This window comes from Gordonia sp. VNK1 (genome assembly GCF_040049135.1).
Lineage (GTDB): Bacteria > Actinomycetota > Actinomycetes > Mycobacteriales > Mycobacteriaceae > Gordonia > Gordonia oleivorans.
Genome location: NZ_JBDZDJ010000016.1, coordinates 85464 through 106393, shown reverse-complemented (window position 1 = coordinate 106393; position 20930 = coordinate 85464). Strand labels below are relative to the sequence as shown.

The following is a 20930-nucleotide window of genomic DNA, read 5'->3' as shown; positions in this document are numbered from 1 at the left end:
CGTGCCCGGATCGGGCGGCTACTCTGACGCGACGTGTCGTGGTCCACCTGGGTGACGTTGCTGCTCGCCTGCCTTCTCATCAGTTTCACGCCGGGAGCGGGCGCGGTGAACACGATGTCGAACGCCATCGCGGTCGGCCATCGGCGTGCGATCTGGGGAGTCCTCGGTCAGCAGGCGGCCCTGATCATCCAACTCGCGATCGTGGCCGCCGGCCTCGGTGTGATCATCGCCCGCTCCCCGACCGCGTTCGAGGTGATCCGCTACACCGGCGCCGCCTATCTGGTGTATCTCGGTGTACGACAGATTCTTCAGCGACCGGTGGCCACCGCCGATCCCACCGCCAGCACCCGCACCCAGACGGCGTGGGCGATGTTCGTTCAGGGGTTGTGGGTCAATCTGCTCAATCCGAAGGCCATCGTGTTCTTCCTGGCGTTCATCCCCGGATTCGTCCGACCGGAGACCGGATTTCTGCTGCAGTACCTGATCATCGGCATCACGATCGTCGTCGTGGACATCGTCGTGATGTGGTTGTTCTTCGCCCTCGTCGGCCGTGGTTTCGCCCGGGCCACGCGCAGCGAACGTGGTCAGCGCCGCCTCAACATCTTCTTCGGCACCCTGTTCATCGGGGTGGGCATCTTGCTTGCGGTGGCCTGAGTGTTCCGTGTGGGTCACGGGAGCGGAAGCCACGTCAGCCGCCGTTCGCCGTATTTGACGAATCCCAGCCGCTGCAGAATCGGCGAGGACGTCTGCTCCGCGTGGACCAGCGCGAGTCGGGCGCCCACATCGTGGGCATCGCGGAGGCGCGCGGCGATCAGCGCCCGGTATGCGCCGCGGCCTCGATGCTCGGGCAGGATCGCCGCACCCCAGAACCGGGCGACGTCGCCGCACAACTGGTAGCCGCCGATCCCGACGGCAGTCCCGCGCTCCGAGGCGGTGAAGAGCCGGATGTGCGGGTCGTCGATGCGGAAATCCGGCTCGGCGAGAATGTGTGGTGGGAAGCCCCAGGCGCGCTCGGACACGTCGGCGAACTCGGTGACATCGTCCGGCGTCATCACGCGGCGCACGGTGATGCGCTCCGGCACCACGATCGCGGCATCGGCACCGTCGCCGAGCGTAAGCGCGACGATGTCGACGACGGCCACGGTGCGTGCGCCGCGGCGCCGCAGAGTGTCCTCGTCGAGGCCGGCGAAGGTTCCCACGCCCACCGTGATGCGTGCCGACGAGGCGCCGCGCCGCGCCATCACCGCTGCCGCGGAGTCGAGGACGCGCACGGGATCGGTGTCGCCGCCGTGATAGTGCAGCAGCGTCGCCTCACCTTCGAGGACGTAGAACTCGAAGGGGCCGTCGCGATGGTGCTGCGACCCCTGCGGATGCCACGACGATCGCCACGCCAGCGACTCCGAGATCACCTCGTCCGACGTCGCGCGCATCGTTCCAGCTTGGCATGCGGCGCGTCGGACATCTGCGCGGGCAGGACGTCGTCTCAGTTTGCGAAAGTCCTGAATCATTCCAGAAAGGCGCGCATACTGATCGCCGTGACCTCACCGTCGGACTTCGCGGGCATGTTGCGTTCCGCCGAACTCCGCGTCACCCGCCCCCGGGTGGCGGTACTCGAGGCTGTCCATGCACGACCGCATGCCGACACCGAGTCGATCTTCCAGGCCGCACGCGCGGACCTGCCGGACGTCTCACGGCAGGCTGTGTACGACATCCTCGCCGCACTCACCGACGTCGGGCTCGTCCGCCGTATCCAGCCATCAGGTCATGTGGCTCGATACGAGGCGCGCGTCGGTGACAATCACCATCACACGGTGTGCCGTTCCTGCGGCACCATCGGCGATGTGGATTGCGCGGTCGGCGAACGTCCATGTCTGACGCCGTCCGACGACAATGGTTTCGTTCTCGACGAGGCCGAGGTCATCTACTGGGGGTTGTGCCCCGAATGCGCAGCCTCTTCCAGCCCCGGGTCACGACCGTGATCACAGCCCGGATCACCCCACACCGAAAGGAATGTCGTGTCTGACGAGAACATCGCCTCCCCCCCGATCGGAGAGGCGAACACCGATGCCGGAGAGCCTGCAGGCTGTCCGATGCACATCCGGCCGCCCGTGGAGGGCGGTGGCAACGACCAGTGGTGGCCGGAGAAACTGAATCTCCGTGTCCTGGCCCATAATCCGGATGTCATCCGGCCGCGCGAACCCGATTTCGACTACGACGCGGCGCTCGCCGGCCTCGATGTCGACGGCCTCGTCGCCGATGTCAAGGCCGTGATGACTGACTCGAAGTCGTGGTGGCCCGCCGACTTCGGGCACTACGGACCGTTCTTCGTCCGCATGTCGTGGCATGCCGCGGGCACCTACCGCGTCGAGGACGGCCGCGGTGGTGCCGGCACCGGCATGCAGCGTTTCGCTCCGCTGAACAGTTGGCCGGACAATGTCAGCCTGGACAAGGCCCGACGCCTGTTGTGGCCGGTCAAGAAGAAGTACGGCAAGGCCCTGTCGTGGTCGGATCTGCTCGTCCTCGCCGGCAATGTCGCGTTGGAGGACATGGGCTTTCACACCAAGGGCTTCGCCTTCGGGCGGCCCGACGAGTGGGAGGCCGAGGAGGTGTACTGGGGCGCCGAGTCGGTGTGGCTGGGCACCAACCTGCGCTATCAGGACGGCAAGCGGGATCTCGAGAACCCGTTGGGCGCCACCACCATGGGTCTGATCTACGTCAATCCCGAAGGCCCCGAAGGAAACCCGGATTATCTCGCGGCCGCGGCCGACATCCGGGAGACGTTCGGCCGGATGGCGATGAACGACGTGGAGACCGCCGCCCTGATCGTCGGTGGGCACACCTTCGGCAAGACCCACGGCAACGGTGACGCCGACCTGCTGGGCCCCGAGCCCGAGGCCTCACCGCTCGAGCAGATGGGTCTGGGGTGGAAGAATCCGCAGGGCACCGGAGTGGGCAACGACACCATCACCAGTGGTATCGAGGTCACCTGGACCCACACCCCGACCAAGTGGGACAACAGCTTCCTGGAGATCCTCTACGGCAACGAATGGGAACTCACTCAGAGCCCGGCCGGCGCCAACCAGTGGAAGCCCAAGGACAACGGGTGGGCCAACTCCGTCCCGATGGCCCAGGGCGAGGGCAAGACCCACCCGGCGATGCTGACCACCGACCTGACGATGCGCTTCGACCCGGCCTACGGTGAGATCACCCGGCGCTGGCTCGATCATCCGGAGGAGCTGGCCGAGGAGTTCGCCAAGGCGTGGTTCAAGCTCCTGCACCGCGACATGGGACCGGCCATCCGGTACCGCGGTCCGCTCGCGCCGTCGGAGACCTACCTGTGGCAGGACAACGTCCCCGCCCAGCAGGGCCCGACGATCTCCGATTCCGACGCCGACAGCCTCAAGGCATCGATCCTCGAGTCGGGATTGAGTGTCGCGCAACTGGTATCGACGGCGTGGAAGTCGGCCGCGACCTTCCGTGGCAGCGACTACCGCGGCGGCGCCAACGGTGGCCGCATCCGCCTGCAGCCGCAACTCGGTTGGGAATCGGCCGAACCCGACGAGCTGGCACAGGTGATCGCCAAGCTCGAGAGTGTGCAGCAGGCCTTCAACGTCGAGAGCGGACCGAAGGTGTCGTTCGCCGATCTCGTTGTCCTCGGTGGCGTCGCCGCCATCGAGAAGGCGGCCAAGGACGCCGGATTCGACGTGTCGGTGCCGTTCACGCCCGGCCGGACCGACGCCACCCAGGATCAGACCGACACCGAGTCGTTCGCCTACCTGGAGCCGAAGTACGACGGTTTCCGCAATTACGAGGGCAAGGGCAACGAGTTGCCTGCCGAGTTCAATCTGGTCGACAAGGCGAATCTGCTGACCCTGTCGCCGCCGGAGATGACGGTCCTCGTCGGTGGTCTGCGGGTGCTGGGTGCGAACTACCAGGGTTCTGCCCATGGTGTGCTCACCGAGACGCCCGGCACCTTGACGAATGACTTCTTCGTCAACATCTGTGACATGGATGTCGAGTGGAGCAAGGCGCCGGCCGATGACGGCACCTACGTCGCCACCGACCGGGAGACGGGTGCACAGAAGTGGACCGGGACCCGCGTCGATCTGGCGTTCGGTGCCAACTCCGATCTCCGTGCCCTCGCCGAGGTGTACGCCGAGGACGACTCGAAGGAGAAGTTCGTCGTCGACTTCATCAAGGCGTGGACCAAGGTGATGGAACTCGATCGGTACGACCTGGACTGATCGCACCTGCCGCGTGATGCGGCTTCGTGACGCGGTGGCGCCCCCGGATTCCCGGGGGCGCCCTGTCGTGTCATGGCCCCTGTCGTGTCATGTCACGAGCACACCCGCGCCACGAAACGTTGCACGCGCTCACGAAGCCCGTCGATGCGGGCCAGGCGCACACGTTCGGGGTCGTCGCCGGCCATCGCCGAGGATGGTAGCCGCCGCACATTGCGCGAACATTCGAAGTTCGCACAGATCAGGGTGCCGACGGTGTCTCCCTTGCGTCCGGCCGCACCTGCGCGGCGGGCACTGAACAACACCACCTCGTTGGGGAGCGAGATGTCCTCGCACAGCACACACTGCGGCCGGGTGCGTGGGGGTACCGCACCCGCTCGCAGCATCAGACCGACGGGACGTTCGTCGCGCTGGATGACGAGATAGCCGACGGTCGGCGACTTGGGATCCCGCCACCCGAGGTAATCGATTTCGGCCCAACCGATCTCGTCGAAGTCGGGCGGAAGGTGCAGGGATCTGCGTTCGGAGACCGAGGCGTTGACGAGAGCGGTACGGATGTCGGATTCGGACAATGGGTGCATGAGAAATAGAACTCCTGGTGATCGTCGGGAATGAGATGGGGACGCGCCCGATGGGCGTGACTCAGGGCGCGAACGTCACCTGGTGACGTCCGCGTTCCGATGACGAGAGCTATCTGCTGCCGGCGCGCACGCCGGAAACCCCCTCACGGCGCAGTGCGCCGACACCCGATGAAGCGATCACCCGGCCAGTCTGGACTCGGTGCGAACAACGGTCAACGTGGTTTCCGCCGGCGCCCGGGAGCACACTGGAGTGATGACACGATGGGATACGACGTCGGCGCCGCGCGGCCGTGACTACGACCAGCGGTGGGAGCAGCTGGCGGCATCCGGGGACAACATCCACGGGGAGGCCGATCTCGTCGAATCCCTGCTGACGGAGGTCGACGGCACCCGGGTCCTCGACGCGGGTTGCGGGACCGGACGGGTGGGCATCGAACTGCATCGACGCGGATACTCCGTCGTCGGTGTCGACGCCGACGACGGCATGCTCGCCGCCGCCCGGGACAAGTGTGGCGACATCGACTGGGTGACAGCCGATCTCGCCGAACTCTCCGATCACGTGACCGACCGGTTCGACGTCGTCGTGCTCGCCGGGAACGTGATGATCTTTCTCACCCCCGGTTCCGAGTCGCGGGTACTCGCTCAGTGCGCGGCGCGACTGCGTCCGGGTGGTCTGCTGGTGGCCGGGTTCTCGGTGAGGCCGGGACGACTGTCGTTGTCCGACTACGACAGTCACGCCGAGACGGCGGGCCTCACGGCGGTCGACCGATATGCCACCTGGGATGGGGATCGGTTCACCGGAGGCGACTACGCGGTGTCGGTGCATCGACGAGGAAGCCAACGGTGAGCGCCACCGCGGGTACTCCGCGTGTGCTTCGCCGGGCAGGCGCCCGGATCCGTGACTATGCTGGCGGTTTCCTCGACACCGGTGAGACCGGTATCGACGGATCCACCACAGCGGGATCCACCAGAACGTCGATCGTTTCCGGTGAAGGACCGGGACGACGCGGAGAGGATGGGCAATGGCGACCACAGCGAGCGGGCGGCCCCCCGGCCACATCCGCCTGACCTCCCACAGCGGCGGATCCGCGGCACCGTCGATCACCTGGGGCGCGCCGACCGCCGAGGCGCGCGGGCCGGTCATCGCGACCACCACCGATCGCGCACACCGCAACGTCGTGGGAACCCACAGCGGCTCCTACAGCGTGTACCGCGCGCTGGCCGTCGCCGCCGGTGCGTTGTCGCGCGAGCACCGCGCCGATCTCACCAACACCTCACCCACCGACATCGTCGGACCTCATCCGCAGTGGTCGGATCCGAAGTCGATCGTCAGCATCGATCCGTGGGGCGCGACGATCGCGGAGTCGTTCCCGGAGTTGCTGGCCCGGGGTTACGACATCCGACCCACCATCGCCATCACCAAGGCGCACGTCATCCTCCCGGAGATCGCCGAGGCCATCGCGTCGGGGCGGTTGCATCCCGACGGCGAGGTCCTCTTGCCGACCGGTGCCGCCCTGGTGACCAAGGCTGCCGTCGAACCGGTGTGGTGGCTGCCGGGCGTGGCCGAGCGGTTCGGCTGCACCGAGACCGAGTTGCGGCGGGTGCTGTTCGAGGAGACCGGCGGCATGTATCCGGAATTGGTGACACGTTCGGATCTCGAGGTGTTCCTGCCCCCGATCGGCGGCCAGACGGTCTACATCTTCGGTGACCCGACGAAGCTGTCGGATCCCGGTACCGAGCTCACCGCCCGGGTCCACGACGAATGCAACGGCTCCGACGTGTTCGGGTCCGACATCTGCACCTGCCGCCCCTACCTCACCCACGCGATCGAGGAATGCATCCAGGGGGTGCAACGCGGCGGAGTGGGCCTGGTCGCCTATTCGCGCAAGGAGGGCCGCGCGCTCGGCGAGGTCACCAAATTCCTCGTCTACAACGCCCGCAAACGTCAGGAGGGTGGCGACACCGCCGACCAGTACTTCGCACGTACCGAGTGCGTCGCCGGCGTGCAGGACATGCGATTCCAGGAACTCATGCCCGACGTGCTGCATTGGCTGGGTATCACCAAGATCGACCGCCTGGTGTCGATGAGCAACATGAAGTACGACGCGATCACCGGTTCCGGGATCAGTGTCGGTGAGCGCGTCGACATCCCGATGGAACTCATCCCGGCCGACGCCCGAGTGGAGATCGACGCCAAGATGGCGGCCGGCTACTTCACCAGGGGTGCGGTGCCGTCCACCGACGATCTACGTCAGGTCAAGGGCCGGGGGCTCTCCGGATGACCGCCGGCACCCGGGTCGCCGGTTCGCCCGACACCGCGAACGCCGTCGCGACGCTGCGGTCGACTGCGGAGATCCGCAGTCGCGCAACGGCATTGCTGGATCGGTCGCGCTCCGGCGCCTCGTCGTGGTTCCGCGTCGACGACGACCGCATCGGCGACGCGGTGGCACTGGTCGCCGAGGTCACCCGCGCCCGCTATCCCGACCTCGCGATCCCGTATCACAGCCGATGGCGGCATTTCGAGGTCGGCGGCGTGGATCGGGTCGCCGACCTCGACGTCCGACTCGGTGAGGTCGGCGCCGCCGAACGGGCCCGCACCCAGATCGACCTCGCCGTCGTCAGCGTTCTGCTCGACGCCGGCGCGGGCGCAGAGTGGTACTTCGACGAACCCGGCACCGGTCAGCGGGTGCGTCGATCTGAGGGCCTCGCGGTGGCCAGTGTGCACGCCTTCGCCGGCGGCCTGTTCTCCTCGGATCCCGATGTCCCGCTTCGGGTCGACGCCGCGGGTCTGCGGTCCATCGACGAGGCCGCACTCGCCGCCGCGTTCGGCGTCGGTCCCACCACACCGCTCGTCGGCCTGTCCGGCCGCCTGGCGGTTCTGCATCGGCTCGCCGACGCCCTCGACGCCCGGCCCGACGTCTTCTCCTCCCGGCGGCCGGGTGACCTCTACGATCGCCTGACCGCCGCGGGGGGTGCGGTCGACGCGCACGACATCTTGTCGCTGCTGCTCGACACGCTGTCGCCGATCTGGCCGTCGGACAACCGGATCGGCGAGGTCGCGCTGGGCGATTGTTGGCACCACACCGCGGTTAATGGTGCGGGCGGCACCGCCGGGTGGATGCCGTTTCACAAACTGTCGCAATGGCTGACCTATTCACTGCTCGAACCCTTCGAGTGGGCCGGCATCGACGTCGGGGATCTGGGCGCGCTGACCGCACTGCCCGAGTACCGCAACGGTGGTCTGCTCCTCGACACCGCGGTGCTCGTTCCCGTGCCCTCCGACGCCCTGACGGCCCGGTGGCATGTCGACGACGAGTTCATCGTCGAGTGGCGGGCCCTGACCGTCGCACTACTCGACGAGATCGCCCCCCTGGTCGCGGATCGTCTCGGCATGACCGCGGCCGAGTTGCCGCTGGCCTGCGTCCTGGAGGGCGGTACCTGGGCGGCCGGACGCGAAACCGCCCGCACACTCCGAGACGGATTGCCGCCGTTGGACATCGCCAGCGACGGCACGGTCTTCTGACCGACGGCTTCACATCAACGGATTCGCGTGAGGAGACCTCCATGAACGACGTGCACGTCATCGATCATCCACTGGTGCAACACAAACTCACCCTGATGCGCCAGAAACAGACCTCCACCAATGACTTTCGGCGTCTCCTGGACGAGATCTCGACGTTGATGACCTACGACGTCCTCGCCGACATCCCGATGCAGGAGGTCAAGGTCGAGACGCCGATGGAGGTCACCACCGGTATGGTGATCGACGGCAAGAAGCTGGTGTTCGCCGCGATCCTGCGCGGTGGTACGTCGATGGCCGACGGCATGCTGACCGTGGTCCCCGGCGCGCGCATCGGACACATCGGTCTCTACCGCGATCCCAAGACCCACATCCCGGTCGAGTACTACTTCAAGATGCCCAAGGAACTCGACGAGCGCGACGTCGTGGTGGTCGATCCGCTTCTGGCGACCGGACATTCGGCCGTGGCCGCCGTCGACCGGCTCAAGGAATACCACCCCCGATCGATCCGATTCGTGTGCGTGCTGACCTGCCCGGAGGGCATCGCGACGCTACAGGGCGCACACCCGGAGGTGCCGATCTTCACCGCGGGCATCGACCGGGAACTCGACGACCGCGGGTACATCCTGCCGGGTATCGGCGACGCCGGCGACCGGATCTACGGCACCGAGTGACGGTTGCGGCAGGGCACGTGCGACAACGAGGCAACGGTGCCGGATCTACTTGTGCGGCACGTCCGCTGACAGCCCGCCGTCCATGACGAATTCGGCGCCGGTGGCGTAGGACGATTCGTCGCTGGCCAGGAACACCACGAAGGTCGAGACCTCCGACGAGTCGGCCGCCCGTCCCATCGGCACCTTCACCATGTCCTCGGGCAGGCCCTCGGTCATCGGTGTGCGAATCAGACCGGGATGGATGGAGTTGACGCGCACGTTGTGCGGCGCCAGTTCCAAGGCGGCCGACTTCGCGAGTCCGCGCACACCCCACTTGGACGCGACATAGCCGTGCGCCCACGGACTTCCGCGTAATCCCTCCACCGACGACACGTTGATGATCGACCCGCCGCCGGCGGCGATCATCGGATCGGCCACCGTCTGGATGCCCAGGAACGTCCCGGTGAGGTTGACGTCGATGATCTGTTTCCACTTGTCGAGGCGGAACTTCTGGATCGTCGACCCGTTGACGATGCCGGCGTTGTTCACCAGCACGTTGACCTTGCCGAAGTCGTCGGTCGCGGTGGCCACCGCCGCCTGCCAGTCCTCCGGCGAGGTCACGTCGAGGTGTACATAGCGCGCGGCGTCACCGATGTCCGCGGCGAGCGCCTTGCCCTCGTCGTCGAGAATGTCGCCGATGATGACCTTGCCACCCTCGGCGACCAGCGCCCGTGCATGCGCGGCGCCCATACCTCTGGCACCGCCGGTGATGATTGCGACCTTGCCGTCCACACGTCCCATGGCGAGCAACCATACAGCCGAAACGCAAAAATGAGAACACGTTCTACCGAACATGGTCTACTGATGTGGACAGGAGTCCGGACAGATGTTCACCACGGACACACGTTCACCACGACGGGAGCGATGGCAGAGTGACCGAACAAGCAGCAGCGATCCGTGTGGGCCTGGTCGGGACCGGAAACGCCGGCCGCCTGGCCCTCGCCCAGCTGATCGACGACCCCCGATTCGAGCTGGTCGGGGTCTGCGTGCACAACCCCGACAAGATCGGGCGCGATGCCGGCGCCCTCGCCGGGACAAGCGCCGTCACCGGCGTCAGCGCCGGCGGCGATCTCGACACGCTGATCGCCGCGAAGCCCGACTGCATCGTCTACACCGCCATGGGTGACACCCGGCCGATCGAGGCGTTCGACGACGTGCTGCGCATCCTCGCCGCGGGCATCGACGTCGTCGGCACCGCGCCGGTGACCCTGCAGTATCCGTGGGGCGCCATGCCGGACAAGGCCATCGACAAGATCGTGGCGGTCGCCACCGAACACGACGCGAGCGTGTTCATCTCCGGCGTCGATCCCGGATTCGCCAGCGACCTCATCCCCCTCGCGTTCGCCGGAACGTGTCAGCGGATCGAGCAGATCCGCTGCATGGAGATCGCCGACTACGCCACCTATGACGGCGCCGAGGTGATGTTCGACGTGATGGGATTCGCCAAACCGCTCGACGAGACCCCGATGCTGTTCCTTCCCGGTGTGCTCGCTCTGGCGTGGGGCACCACCATTCACGAGCTTGCCGCCGCATCCGGGATCGTGATCGACGAGATCATCGAGCGGCACGAGAGTGAGCCCGCGCCAGAGGAATTCGAGATCGCCGCGGGAACGGTGCCCAAGGGGACCCGCGCGGCGGTGCGCTTCGAGATCATCGGCATGGTCGACGGACGTCCGGCGATCGTCGTCGAACACGTGACCAGACTCCGCGGAGATCTGCGACCGGATTGGGCACAGCCCGCCCAGGACGGGGGCTGCTACCGCGTCGAGATCACCGGCGAACCGTCCTATCGCGTCGACATCTGCCCGACCAGCCGCAAGGGCGATCACAATCACGCCGCGATCGTCGCCGGCGTCGGCCGGGTGGTGAACGCGATCCCGGCGATCGTCGCCGGACCGGCCGGACTACGGACCACACTCGACCTGCCGCTGATCGCCGGTCCGGCACTCACCCCGGGCTGAGGGCCCCCGAGACGACATCCCCCGGGCCCACACCGGCGCGCCGCGGACCCACGACATCGTAACGGGCGCAGACGAATGCGGAGTTGCGCTCGACCGACGTCAGAGTGAGATCGTAGGCCGCGGTGAACAACGGTCGACCGCTGCCCAAGGTGACCGGCGCTATCGACACCAGGATCTCGTCGAGCATGCCCGCGTCGGCGAACTGCGCGGCGAGATCTCCCCCGCCGACCACCCACACGTCCCGATCGCCTGCGGCGGAGACGATCTGGGCGCGCAGATCCCTCGGATCACCGGAGACCACGCGGATCGTCTGCGACACGGCAGCGTCGTCACGGTGAGTGAACAGGAAGGTCGGCACCGAGTACGGCCACGGCCTGCCGGCGGTCACCTCGTGATCGAGGAGCCACCGATACGTGGTGGCACCCATGACCAGTGCGCCGACGTCGGCGATGAAGTCGGTGTGATTCATGGGTCCGGACTCGTCGATGGGTTGGCTCAGCAGCCAGTCGAGATTGTCGTCGTCATCGGCCAGGAAGCCGTCGAGGGTGGTGGCCGTGAAGTAGCGGAAAGCGGTCATCGGAATCCTCCGGATCGGTTGCGGTGCCACATGATCGGGTCGGGGTCGAGGGACGGCGTGGTGACGTCGACGCCGGCGTCGCGCAGCATCATGCGCACGAGTTGCCGACGATGGGCGGCGAAGGTCAGCACGTGGGCGACGATCTGGGACAGTACGAAGGATTCCGGTGGCTCACACAGGGCGTCGATGACGCGGTCCGACCACGCGCCGCGCTGGTCGATGTCACGCGTCAACGCGATCCACTCCGCGGATACCTCGTGATGCAGTGCGGTGAGTCCGGCGAGGTCGTCGGAGACCGCCTCGGGTGCCCGGCCACCCTCGATGCACGCCAGCCATGGACGTTTGTCGGTCACCAGATGGGTGAGCACGTGGGCGATCGAGTCGTCGTCGCCCTGCCATTGAAGAATCTTGTTGCCGGGGAAGATGATTCGACGATAGTCCGCGTCGTCGAGCACCGCCGAGGCCGACAGCAGTGCGGTGGTGTCGTCGATGTCGTGACGGATCATCATCGCCAGGATGTCGCCGGATGCGGCCTCGTCGTACTGGTCGGTCCCGCGCCCGGCGGCGACGTAGAGCACCGTCGGCGAGTGGAAATGGATACCGTTGGGTGCGGGGAGCCAGTGCCCCCGATCACGCCGCGCCGGTGCGGTGCTCGGTGGATGACCGAAGGCACGGGCGAACGCGCGGCTGAATCCCTCCACCGATTCGTACCCGGAATCGAAGGCCACGTCGGTGACCCGGGACCCGCGTTGCAGATACCACGCGGCGCGTTCGAGCATCACCCGCCGACGCATGGCCAGGGGTGCCTCACCGGAATACCTGCTCACCTGCCGGCCGAAGTGAAACGCCGACGAATGTGCCCGCTCGGCCATCGTTGCCAGGGTGTCGTTGTCGTCGTCGAGTACTGCATCGAGCAACTGCCGGATGCGGTCGTGACCCGGGCCCGTCATCGTCGACCGCGCATCGTCGTCATGAGAGCAAGTATCCGCGGCGTCGGCACGGATGTGCTTGACCGTTCTTGCCTCCTCGACGTGACGCCCTCCACGCGGTCGAGACGTGCTACGGCGGTTCCGACAGGCCTCAAGTGACCACCGAGTAACCTCCTAGCCATGAGTGAGGACATTTGGAAGGCCTTCGAGGTCTCCGTCAACGACCACATCGCCGAAGTCACCCTGATCGGTCCGGGCAAGGGCAACGCGATGGGACCGGATTTCTGGCAGGAACTGCCCGAGTTGTTCGCCGGCCTCGACGCCGACGACGCCGTCCGCGCGGTGATCCTGCGCGGGGCGGGCAAGCATTTCTCCTACGGCCTGGACCTCGCGGCCATGGCCGGCGACCTCGGACCCGCCCTCGCCGACGGCGCGAAGGCCAAGGCCCGCACCGATTTCCACGGAGTCATCACCCGGATGCAGGCGGCGATCACCGCCGTCGCGGACTGTCGTAAACCGGTCATCTGCGCCATCTCCGGATGGTGCATCGGTGGCGGAGTCGACCTCATCTCGGCCGCCGACATCCGGTATGCGAGCGCCGAGGCGAAGTTCAGCGTGCGCGAGGTCCGGGTGGCGATGGTGGCCGACGTCGGCAGCCTGGCCCGCCTCCCCGGGATCATCGGCGACGGCCACCTGCGCGAGTTGGCGTTGACCGGCAAGGACATCGACGCCGCCCGCGCCGAGAAGATCGGGCTCGTCAACGACGTCTACCCGACCCCCGACGAGGCCCTCGACGCCGCCCGCGCGACGGCCCGCGAGATCGCCGACAACCCGCCGCTGGTCGTCTCGGGCATCAAGGAGGTCCTCGATCACGGCCGCATCGCCGATCAGGCCGACAGCCTGCGGTTCGTCGCCGCGTGGAACGCCGCGTTCCTGCCGAGCAACGACCTCACCGAGGCAATCACCGCCGTGTTCGAGAAGCGCAAGCCGAACTTCAGCGGGTCCTGAGCCGGAGCCCTCGGAACCGGAGCCCCTCAGAAGACGCTCCGGGCGGTCACCCGGGTTCGATCGGTGTCAGTTCGAACACCGGGATCAGCCGATCGGTGCGTACCTCGTACAGGTCGAAGTTGGGCCAGACCGCGCGCAGATCCTGCCAGGCATCCGCACGCGCCTGGTCGTGCAACTCGCGCACCCGCACCGGCACCGCCGTTCCCCGGTCGAGGATCGCGGCGGTGTCGGTCGCACGCAGGTTGTACACCCACTGCGGCGTCGTCGGACCGCCGAAGTAGGAACCCGCGATCAGCCACGAGCCGCCCGGGCGAGGTACCGCCAGCAGCCGGGTCTGGCGTTCGACACCGCTGCGGCGGCCCGCGACCACGACCGTGGTGTTGGGCAGTCCGGCGATGTCGAGCAGGCCGTAGCGTTCGCCGGTGACCTTTCGAAGAGCGTTGTCGCACTTGACGATCTGCGGGAGATACCGCGGCATCCACGGGATCGACCCGATCCTGACCGCCACGGGGGTGAGTATGCCCATCACCCGAGTCTGTCATGGTGGCCGGACATCATGGCCGAACTGTGCCGCCGGTGTCAACGTCGGCATCCACAGGTGTGGATCGTGCCGGCCGCTCGACCCGAGATCGGGCGCACGATCAGACCATGACACACAACACCTCACCCATCCCCGATCCGACGACCGCCACACCGCCGGACGCGTTGCCCGACGCCGACCCGATCCCACCGATCGACACCGCCGACCTGCCGTTCCATGACGCCGACGATCTGAGGCAACGCTGGCGCGCACTCATGGGACCGCTGGGATTCGGTGAACCGATGTTGTGGCTGCTGTTCGTCGAGCGTGACAGCCGCCTGATCAAGGCCATCAACAAGCTTCCACTGCCGACCATGCCGGACCCCGAGTTGATCGATCTGCTCATGCTCCGGTTCGGCGAGACGCTGCAGAACACCATCGGGATGTCGATGGCGTGCCTGCTGAGTCGCCCGGGCGCGGACGGCATCACGCCCCGCGACCGAGGATGGGCGATCCTGCTCACCGAATGCGCTGCACGCCACGGTGTTCGACTGCAGCCGATGTTCCGCGCCAACGACATCAACGTGGTCGGACTCGAGGCGCACCATCGCGCGATCGCAGACGACCGACCACTCGACGAGGCGTCCTGATCGAGATCATGGCATCCGAACCGTCACCCGTCCGACGGTGTATAGGTGGGCGTCGGGGTGCCGGTCATGTCCACGGTGCCCTCCGTCGGCTGCTCCACCGTGGTCCGGACCGGTCGGTCACCGTAGGTCGGCGTGTAGCCCACATGCCAGGTGACGCTGCCGAAGACTGACACCCGGGTCGGGTCCGCCTGGTCGACGTCGACGACGAGGTCGTCGAGGTCGTCGGGTGCCGTCCACTGCACGGAGCCTGGCCGGGCATCCCGGAAGAGCCGCTGAACGCAGCCGGGCCGGTCCGTCGACGCGTCGGCCTGGCGTGACGACGCACAGCCGTCGAGATGGCGGGTGAGGGCGGCATCGACGGCGCGCCGTCCCGACTCGCTCAGCGCGGCGACGAGATCCGGGGTCGGTATTGCCGCGGAGCCGCCGGGCACGTCGGCGGCGTCGGTGGCGGTACCGTCGGGGGCCGCCACCGCCAGATACGGATCGGCACTGCCCCACACGAGGCGCCCCGGGAACACGTACGCGCTTGCGTGACCGGCCACCGGGATGCCGAACAGGGTGAGCCCGGGGATGGGGCTCGCGGCGATCGAGACCGACCGAACCCCATCGGCTAGCAACCACCGTCCCTGGTTCCTGGTGAGCGTGTAGGTGGTGCTCACCGCATGATCACCGATGCGGAACGCCGCACCGACGACCGCACGGTCGCCGGTCGGTGCGGGCGATTCGGCGGTGGTGTCAGTGGCCTCACTGGTGCCGGTGGTGCCGGTGCCGGTGATGCGCACGTCACCGATCGGGGCCGCCTCCTGCTGGCGGGCCAGCGCGTCGTCGGTGAGGAATGTCGTTGACGGCCCCGCAGCCGGCCCCGTCACGATGAGCCGTCGGGCCGTGGCGCCGTCGGTGCGGGCGAGTGCATCGAGGAAGGCCCGCACCGTCTCCTCCGGTGTGGTCGGCTGCTCCGGGGCCGTGGTCGGCACCCGCACGATGAGCACCGCCACGAGCAGGACGGCCGCCGCCACCACCGCGGCACCCCCGGCGATCCATCGCCACCGGGATGCGCGCGGGGTGGTCGGCGGCAGACTCACCCCTGCGGTGTCGCGAGGGAGTCGGTCAGCTGGGTGGCCAGGAGCCGCGCGAACGCCGCAGGGTCGTCGAGTTCGCCGCCCTCGGCGATCAGCGCCATGCCGTAGACCAGGCGTGCGGTCGGGATGAGCGCCGAATGATCCTCCGACGCCCCGAATGCGGTGTTCAAACCGGTCACCAGCGGGTGATCGGCGTTGAGTTCCAGAGCGCGCTTGGTCTTGGGGACCTCCTGGCCGGAGGCGCGGTAGAGCTTCTCCAGCTGCGGCGACATCGAGAAGTCGTCACCCACCAGGCAGGCGGCGGATTCGGTGAGGCGCTTGGACAGCCGCGCCTCGGTGATGTCGTCGGACAGCGCCTCACCCAGCCACGTGAGCAGCGGCGCGAACTCGGCGGACTTGGTCTCGTCTGCGGCGTCGTCGGATTCCGACTCGCCGTCGATGGCGTCGAGATCCACCGCACCCTTGGCGACCGACTGGAAACTCTTGCCCTCGAATTCCAGGCCCGATCCGACCCACATCTCGTCCACCGGGTCGTCGAGGACGAGCACCTCGATTCCCTTGGCACGGAACGCCTCCAGGTGTGGTGAGCTCTCGATCTGCTGACGCGATTCGCCCGTCATGTAGTAGATCGACTTCTGGTTCTCCGGCATCCGTCCGACGTAGTCGGCCAGCGAGGTCAGGTCGTCGTCGCTGTGGGTGGAGGCGAAGACCGAGGCCTTCAGGATGGCGTCGCGATTGTCGAAATCGTTGACCAGACCTTCCTTGAAGACGCGTCCGAAGGTGGTCCAGAAGGTCTGGTAGTCCTCGGCGCGCGCGGCCCGCATCTCGCTGACGGTGGAGATGATCTTCTTCGTGAGGCGGCGCCGGATGGCTCGGATCTGACGGTCCTGCTGCAGGATCTCGCGAGAGACGTTGAGCGACAGGTCCGCCGCGTCGACGACACCCTTGACGAACCGCAGGTATTCCGGCATCAGTTCGTCGCAGTCGTCCATGATGAACACCCGCTTGACGTAGAGCTGGATGCCCACGTTGCGTTCCCGCATGAACAGGTCGAATGGCGCCTGAGTCGGAATGAACAGCAGCGCTTGGTATTCGAAGGTGCCCTCGGCCTTGAGGGTGATGATCTCCAACGGCTTGTCCCAGCCGTGGGAGACGTGCCGGTAGAACTCCTCGTACTCCTCGTCGGACACCTCGTCACGCGAGCGTGCCCACAGGGCCTTCATCGAGTTGATGGTCTCGGCCTCGACGGTGGTGACCGTCGTCGGTTCGCCACCCTCCTCGGCGGCCGGTGTCGTGGTGGTCTTCTCCACGTCCATCCGGATCGGCCAGCCGATGAAGTCGGAGTACTTCTTCACCAGCGAACGCAGCGTCGCCGGGTCGGTGTAGTCGTGCAGGTGATTCTCGGTGTCGACGGGCTTGAGCGTCAGGGTGACCGCACTGCCCTGGGGCGCGTCGTCGACGTCACCGATGGTGTAGGTGCCGTCGCCGGTGGATTCCCAGCGCGTTCCGGTCTCTTCGCCCGCCTTGCGGGTGACCAGGACGACGGAGTCGGCCACCATGAACGTCGAGTAGAAGCCGATACCGAACTGACCGATGAGTTCCTCGGTGGTGGCCGCGTCGCCGGCCTTGCCCGCCTCGGCGAGCTTCTTGCGCAGTTCGGCGGTGCCCGACTTGGCGACGGTGCCGATGAGTTCGATGACCTCCTCGCGCGACATGCCGATGCCGTTGTCGCGCACGGTCAGCGTGCGGGGCGCACCGTCGGCGTCATCGCCGCCGCCCTGCGCGTCGAGGGTGATGTGCAGATCCGACGTGTCGACGTCGAGATCCTTGTTCAGCAAGGACTCCAGGCGCAGCTTGTCCAACGCATCGGACGCGTTGGAGATCAGCTCGCGCAGGAAGCTGTCCTTGTTCGAATAGATCGAATGGACCATCAGGTCCAGCAGTTGCCGGGTCTCGGCCTGGAATTCCCGGACTTCGGATTCAGTACTCAACGACGACCTCCACGTGACAGCTGATCGAACAACGAAGAATCTTAGCGAGCACCGGAACAAGTACCCTGAACAGGGTGTGACGATTCCGGCAAGGGATTGCCCACCGCCCGACCATCGCTCGACCCCGACACCAGAACCCCCGAGACCAGAACCCCCCGACACCAGAACCCATGGGAGGCCGCGCCGCCGATGACGCTCCCCCGCGTGATGTGCGTTCATGCCCACCCCGACGACGAGTCCCTGTGGACCGGTGGCACAATCGCCCGTCACGTCGACCTCGGTGGCGAGATATCGGTGGTGACCACCACCTGGGCGCCCGGGACCTCACGGCACGCCGAGTTGTGTCAGGCATTGCAGGAACTGGGTGTGACCTCCGAACCGATCATGATGGGCTACGCCGATGACGGTGTGCCCGAGTCCGCACCGGGGCGTGAGCGATTCTGCGACGGCAGGTTCGACCGCCAGGTCAAAGAACTCGTCCGGCACATCCGGCGCCTCAAGCCGGACATCGTCATCACCTACGACGCCGCGGGGATCTACGGGCACCGCGATCACGTGCACGCCAACAGACTCGCCTGCGCCGCGGCCGACGCCGCCGCGGTACCCATGCTGCACCGCAGCACCGGACCTCCGTGGCGGGTGAAGTCGCTCTATCTGGCGACCGTGCCCATCTGGATGGTCGAGGCCGTCGCCGACGACCTGTTCCCGACCATGTCGAAGTACGCCCTGCCCGGTACCCAGCCCGCGATGATCGACCTCGAACTCGACGTGTCGAAGTGGGTGGATCGCAAGGCGGCGGCCATTCGTGCGCACCGCTCCGAGGTCGAGCGCAGCTACATGATCTCCCACCTCATGAACCTGCCCCCGGAGAAGCGGGACCCCTTGCTCGGTATCGAGAACTACATCCGGCGCGATCTCGTGCGCGGTGGCATCGATCTGTAGGACCCCCTGGAGAACCCCTGACGGCGCCCGGTTCTGCGTTGACAGCGCTCGGTGCTGCGTTGACAGCGCTCGGTGCTGCGTTGACAGCGCCCATGTCGTGCGACGTTCTCCGACACGCTTTCCAGCCCAGGCGTCGGAGGCCTCGACACCTCCTCGGCTAGCGCCTCGTCGGGCTCGACCACCGGGGGGCGAGTGCCGTCAACGTGGACCAGAGCGCTGTCAACGACGCGGGTTCACGTGATCGACGCAACACGCCTCTGATCAGGAGGTTGTTGGTGGCGTCGTTGCGTGAGGATCGGGCTCGGTGGTCGGCGCGGGTTCGGGGTCGATCATGGTTCGGGGTCGATCATGGGGCGGATGGCCGAACGCAGGCCGCTGGCGCGGTGCACCCGCCGGTCCACGGCCGCCCGGAGCATCTCGGGTGTTCCCACGATCCGCACCGTCGACTGGGCCCGAGTGATGGCGGTGTACAACAACTCTCGGGTGAGCAGCGGGGAGTCGGCGGGCGGCAACACCACGGTCACGGCGCCGAACTGGCTGCCCTGACTGCGGTGAATCGTCATCGCATACGCCCACATCGTCTCGGCCAGCCGATGTGGCGCCACCATCACCGGCTCGCTGAACTCGCTGCGCCGGAAGGCGACGGCGTCGCCCTCCGCGCGGTGGATCATCACCCCGCAGTCACCGTTGAACACCTTGTTCTGCCGGTCGTTGGCGGTGACCAGAATCGGCACGCCGGGAATCGGGCGGGTGCGGTCCAGCATCAGATGGCCGTGTCCGGCGGCTTCCGCGAGCCACTCGACGATCCGTCGGGTCCATCCCTCCACTCCCCACTGGCCCTCCCGGTGCGCGCACAGCACCCGGTGGGTGTCGAGGGCGTCGAGTGCGGCGGACGCGTCACCGCTCGTCGCGGCGGACCGCAGCGCCCGCCCCCAGGCGACGACGGCGGCGCGGATTCCCGGATCATCGGGTTCGACGAGGACGACGTCGTCGATGGCATCGTCGGCGACCAGTTCGAGGACGCGGTCGGCGTCGCCGACGTTGACCGCCGCGGCCACCTCGGCGATCCCGCCGCGATTGCGGAAATTGTCGGTGAGGGCGACGATCCCGTCGGCCAGTCTGGGCAGTTCGGCATCGGCCAGACCGGCGGTGGCCACCAGATCCGCGAGCGCGGCGTCGATCGGCACCCCGGAGGGTTCGCGTTCCACGAGGTCGGCGAGGACGGCTCCGGCCTCCACCGACGCGAGCTGGTGCGGGTCGCCGACGAGAATGAGACGGGCGGTCGGCCGTACCGCCTCCAGCAGGTGACTCATCGCGGTGACCGACAGCATCGAGGTCTCGTCGACGACGACCACGTCGTGCGGTAACCGGTTGGTACGTCCGTACCTCGGAACCGAACCCGGTCGCCACCCCAACAGCCCGTGGACGGTGACCGCATGGACCGCCGGGTCCGCGGTGGCGTCACTTCCACGCATCCCGTCCAGCGACGCCTGCAGTTGGGCGACCGCGCGGCCGGTGGGAGCGCACACCGCAATCTGCAGGCGTGACCCGCCGAGCCGATCGAGTACGGCGAGGATCCGGGCGACCGTGTACGTCTTGCCCGTGCCGGGCCCGCCGGTCAGGACCGAGGTCCATCGTGATGCCGCGATCGCGGCAGCGAGTCGTTGCCGGGGTGAGGCGGTCGGGCTCGTGGCGAACGCGTCGTCGACGGCGGCCACGATGTCTGCGATCGCCACCGCGGGACCGTCGTCGGCACGCTCGGCGAGCGCGGTGCGAATGATCTCCTCCTGCTCGAAGTAGCGACTGAGATACAGCAACGGGCCGTCATCGGAGTCGACCAGCACCAGCGGACGCAGGGGTCCCGACTCCGATCCCACGATCAGCGGGCAGGTGCGCAGTGCGTCCACCATCTCGTCGACCGTGGGGAGTGTCATCGGGTCGGCCGAGGCATCCTCGTCGTCGATGTCGGCCGGATTGCTGCCGACCGGGTCGAGGTCGGCCAGCGCCAGACACGTCGAACCCTGACGGACCGCGCGGACCGCGAAGGCGGCCGCGAGTTGCGCGACCTCGGAGACCGATTCGCCGCACAGGTCGACGAGGCGGGACACCACGTGCACGTCCGCGGCGTCGAGGAATCCGGCGACGTTGGCACGCCCGAGGATTCCCTCGGCGGCCAGAACCCGTTGTGGCCCCAGGGATGTCGTCACGACTCCACTCC

At 67.3% G+C, this 20930-nt stretch carries 20 protein-coding genes; 11 read left to right on the top strand and 9 right to left on the bottom strand.

Annotation, left to right across the window (positions count from 1 at the left end; all coding sequences use genetic code 11):
- Window positions 1-33: 33 nt before the first annotated feature.
- Complete coding sequence (locus ABLE94_RS18600; protein ID WP_348809482.1) at window positions 34-654, top strand: LysE family transporter; 621 nt, start codon at window positions 34-36, stop codon at window positions 652-654.
- Between the two features lie 14 nt (window positions 655-668).
- On the opposite strand, the gene ABLE94_RS18595 is transcribed toward ABLE94_RS18600, so the two are convergent.
- Complete coding sequence (locus tag ABLE94_RS18595; protein ID WP_348809481.1) at window positions 669-1430, bottom strand: GNAT family N-acetyltransferase; 762 nt, start codon at window positions 1428-1430, stop codon at window positions 669-671.
- A 132-nt stretch (window positions 1431-1562) separates the two neighbouring features.
- Between ABLE94_RS18595 and ABLE94_RS18590 the strand changes: the two genes are divergently transcribed.
- Together ABLE94_RS18590 and katG are read left to right on the top strand one after the other, a co-directional pair.
- On the top strand, window positions 1563-1979 hold the full coding sequence (locus ABLE94_RS18590; RefSeq protein ID WP_425476241.1) for a Fur family transcriptional regulator: 417 nt from the start codon (window positions 1563-1565) through the stop codon (window positions 1977-1979).
- A gap of 36 nt (window positions 1980-2015) precedes the next feature.
- Window positions 2016-4244, top strand: coding sequence for a catalase/peroxidase HPI (gene katG, locus ABLE94_RS18585; RefSeq protein ID WP_348809480.1), 2229 nt, complete (start codon window positions 2016-2018; stop codon window positions 4242-4244).
- 92 nt (window positions 4245-4336) lie between these two features.
- On the opposite strand, the gene ABLE94_RS18580 is transcribed toward katG, so the two are convergent.
- Window positions 4337-4822, bottom strand: coding sequence for an FBP domain-containing protein (locus ABLE94_RS18580; RefSeq protein ID WP_348805854.1), 486 nt, complete (start codon window positions 4820-4822; stop codon window positions 4337-4339).
- A 253-nt stretch (window positions 4823-5075) separates the two neighbouring features.
- Here ABLE94_RS18580 and ABLE94_RS18575 point away from each other — a divergent pair, with 253 nt between their 5' ends.
- The 4 genes from ABLE94_RS18575 to upp all read left to right on the top strand — a co-directional run bounded on the left by ABLE94_RS18575 (window position 5076) and on the right by upp (window position 9016).
- Window positions 5076-5669 carry a class I SAM-dependent DNA methyltransferase gene (locus tag ABLE94_RS18575; protein ID WP_348805855.1) on the top strand — a complete coding sequence of 198 codons (594 nt, stop codon included), beginning with the start codon at window positions 5076-5078 and terminating at the stop codon, window positions 5667-5669.
- 175 nt (window positions 5670-5844) lie between these two features.
- Window positions 5845-7104 carry a GTP cyclohydrolase II gene (locus ABLE94_RS18570; RefSeq protein WP_348809479.1) on the top strand — a complete coding sequence of 420 codons (1260 nt, stop codon included), beginning with the start codon at window positions 5845-5847 and terminating at the stop codon, window positions 7102-7104.
- The gene (locus ABLE94_RS18565; RefSeq protein WP_348809478.1) at window positions 7101-8345 is read left to right on the top strand and encodes a URC4/urg3 family protein; all 1245 of its coding nucleotides are present in this window, start codon (window positions 7101-7103) and stop codon (window positions 8343-8345) included. The genes ABLE94_RS18570 and ABLE94_RS18565 overlap by 4 nt, the downstream gene beginning before the upstream one ends.
- A 41-nt stretch (window positions 8346-8386) precedes the next feature.
- On the top strand, window positions 8387-9016 hold the full coding sequence (upp, locus tag ABLE94_RS18560; protein WP_348809477.1) for a uracil phosphoribosyltransferase: 630 nt from the start codon (window positions 8387-8389) through the stop codon (window positions 9014-9016).
- A 45-nt stretch (window positions 9017-9061) separates the two neighbouring features.
- Here upp and ABLE94_RS18555 read toward each other — a convergent pair whose 3' ends face one another.
- On the bottom strand, window positions 9062-9796 hold the full coding sequence (locus tag ABLE94_RS18555) for a glucose 1-dehydrogenase (RefSeq protein WP_348809476.1): 735 nt from the start codon (window positions 9794-9796) through the stop codon (window positions 9062-9064).
- 131 nt (window positions 9797-9927) lie between these two features.
- Between ABLE94_RS18555 and ABLE94_RS18550 the strand changes: the two genes are divergently transcribed.
- Window positions 9928-11016, top strand: coding sequence for an NAD(P)H-dependent amine dehydrogenase family protein (locus ABLE94_RS18550; RefSeq protein WP_348809475.1), 1089 nt, complete (start codon window positions 9928-9930; stop codon window positions 11014-11016).
- Here the strand turns inward: ABLE94_RS18550 and ABLE94_RS18545 are convergent.
- Window positions 11003-11593, bottom strand: coding sequence for a dihydrofolate reductase family protein (locus tag ABLE94_RS18545; RefSeq protein WP_348809474.1), 591 nt, complete (start codon window positions 11591-11593; stop codon window positions 11003-11005). The two genes, ABLE94_RS18550 and ABLE94_RS18545, sit on opposite strands and share 14 nt — an antisense overlap.
- Window positions 11590-12543, bottom strand: coding sequence for a helix-turn-helix domain-containing protein (locus tag ABLE94_RS18540; RefSeq protein ID WP_348805861.1), 954 nt, complete (start codon window positions 12541-12543; stop codon window positions 11590-11592). Before ABLE94_RS18540 ends, ABLE94_RS18545 begins: the two co-directional genes overlap by 4 nt.
- 159 nt (window positions 12544-12702) lie before the next feature.
- Between ABLE94_RS18540 and ABLE94_RS18535 the strand changes: the two genes are divergently transcribed.
- Window positions 12703-13530 carry a crotonase/enoyl-CoA hydratase family protein gene (locus ABLE94_RS18535; protein ID WP_348805862.1) on the top strand — a complete coding sequence of 276 codons (828 nt, stop codon included), beginning with the start codon at window positions 12703-12705 and terminating at the stop codon, window positions 13528-13530.
- 46 nt (window positions 13531-13576) lie between these two features.
- On the opposite strand, the gene ABLE94_RS18530 is transcribed toward ABLE94_RS18535, so the two are convergent.
- Window positions 13577-14056 carry a nitroreductase family deazaflavin-dependent oxidoreductase gene (locus ABLE94_RS18530; RefSeq protein WP_348805863.1) on the bottom strand — a complete coding sequence of 160 codons (480 nt, stop codon included), beginning with the start codon at window positions 14054-14056 and terminating at the stop codon, window positions 13577-13579.
- 122 nt (window positions 14057-14178) lie between these two features.
- Here ABLE94_RS18530 and ABLE94_RS18525 point away from each other — a divergent pair, with 122 nt between their 5' ends.
- Window positions 14179-14700 (top strand): hypothetical protein, encoded by a 522-nt coding sequence (locus ABLE94_RS18525; RefSeq protein WP_348805864.1) that lies wholly within the window; start codon window positions 14179-14181, stop codon window positions 14698-14700.
- Window positions 14701-14723: 23 nt separating this feature from the next.
- Here the strand turns inward: ABLE94_RS18525 and ABLE94_RS18520 are convergent, their stop codons facing one another.
- Window positions 14724-15782 (bottom strand): hypothetical protein, encoded by a 1059-nt coding sequence (locus ABLE94_RS18520; RefSeq protein ID WP_348805865.1) that lies wholly within the window; start codon window positions 15780-15782, stop codon window positions 14724-14726.
- Window positions 15779-17770 (bottom strand): molecular chaperone HtpG, encoded by a 1992-nt coding sequence (htpG, locus tag ABLE94_RS18515; protein ID WP_348805866.1) that lies wholly within the window; start codon window positions 17768-17770, stop codon window positions 15779-15781. Before htpG ends, ABLE94_RS18520 begins: the two co-directional genes overlap by 4 nt.
- Before the next feature lie 189 nt (window positions 17771-17959).
- On the opposite strand from htpG, the gene ABLE94_RS18510 reads away from it, so the two are divergent.
- The gene (locus ABLE94_RS18510; RefSeq protein WP_348809473.1) at window positions 17960-18712 is read left to right on the top strand and encodes a PIG-L family deacetylase; all 753 of its coding nucleotides are present in this window, start codon (window positions 17960-17962) and stop codon (window positions 18710-18712) included.
- Window positions 18713-19041: 329 nt separating this feature from the next.
- On the opposite strand, the gene recD is transcribed toward ABLE94_RS18510, so the two are convergent.
- Window positions 19042-20919 carry an exodeoxyribonuclease V subunit alpha gene (gene recD / locus ABLE94_RS18505; RefSeq protein ID WP_348809472.1) on the bottom strand — a complete coding sequence of 626 codons (1878 nt, stop codon included), beginning with the start codon at window positions 20917-20919 and terminating at the stop codon, window positions 19042-19044.
- Window positions 20920-20930 lie beyond the last annotated feature (11 nt).

Bases quoted from the DNA above. Each gene is read 5' to 3' on its own strand.
- ABLE94_RS18595 (WP_348809481.1), bottom strand. From the start codon at position 1,430: ATGCGCGCGACGTCGGACGAGGTGATCTCGGAGTCGCTGGCGTGGCGA.
- ABLE94_RS18590 (WP_425476241.1), top strand. From the start codon at position 1,563: ATGTTGCGTTCCGCCGAACTCCGCGTCACCCGCCCCCGGGTGGCGGTA.
- ABLE94_RS18580 (WP_348805854.1), bottom strand. From the start codon at position 4,822: ATGCACCCATTGTCCGAATCCGACATCCGTACCGCTCTCGTCAACGCC.
- ABLE94_RS18575 (WP_348805855.1), top strand. From the start codon at position 5,076: ATGACACGATGGGATACGACGTCGGCGCCGCGCGGCCGTGACTACGAC.
- ABLE94_RS18570 (WP_348809479.1), top strand. From the start codon at position 5,845: ATGGCGACCACAGCGAGCGGGCGGCCCCCCGGCCACATCCGCCTGACC.
- ABLE94_RS18565 (WP_348809478.1), top strand. From the start codon at position 7,101: ATGACCGCCGGCACCCGGGTCGCCGGTTCGCCCGACACCGCGAACGCC.
- upp (WP_348809477.1), top strand. From the start codon at position 8,387: ATGAACGACGTGCACGTCATCGATCATCCACTGGTGCAACACAAACTC.
- ABLE94_RS18555 (WP_348809476.1), bottom strand. From the start codon at position 9,796: ATGGGACGTGTGGACGGCAAGGTCGCAATCATCACCGGCGGTGCCAGA.
- ABLE94_RS18545 (WP_348809474.1), bottom strand. From the start codon at position 11,593: ATGACCGCTTTCCGCTACTTCACGGCCACCACCCTCGACGGCTTCCTG.
- ABLE94_RS18540 (WP_348805861.1), bottom strand. From the start codon at position 12,543: ATGACGGGCCCGGGTCACGACCGCATCCGGCAGTTGCTCGATGCAGTA.
- ABLE94_RS18535 (WP_348805862.1), top strand. From the start codon at position 12,703: ATGAGTGAGGACATTTGGAAGGCCTTCGAGGTCTCCGTCAACGACCAC.
- ABLE94_RS18530 (WP_348805863.1), bottom strand. From the start codon at position 14,056: ATGGGCATACTCACCCCCGTGGCGGTCAGGATCGGGTCGATCCCGTGG.
- ABLE94_RS18525 (WP_348805864.1), top strand. From the start codon at position 14,179: ATGACACACAACACCTCACCCATCCCCGATCCGACGACCGCCACACCG.
- ABLE94_RS18510 (WP_348809473.1), top strand. From the start codon at position 17,960: ATGACGCTCCCCCGCGTGATGTGCGTTCATGCCCACCCCGACGACGAG.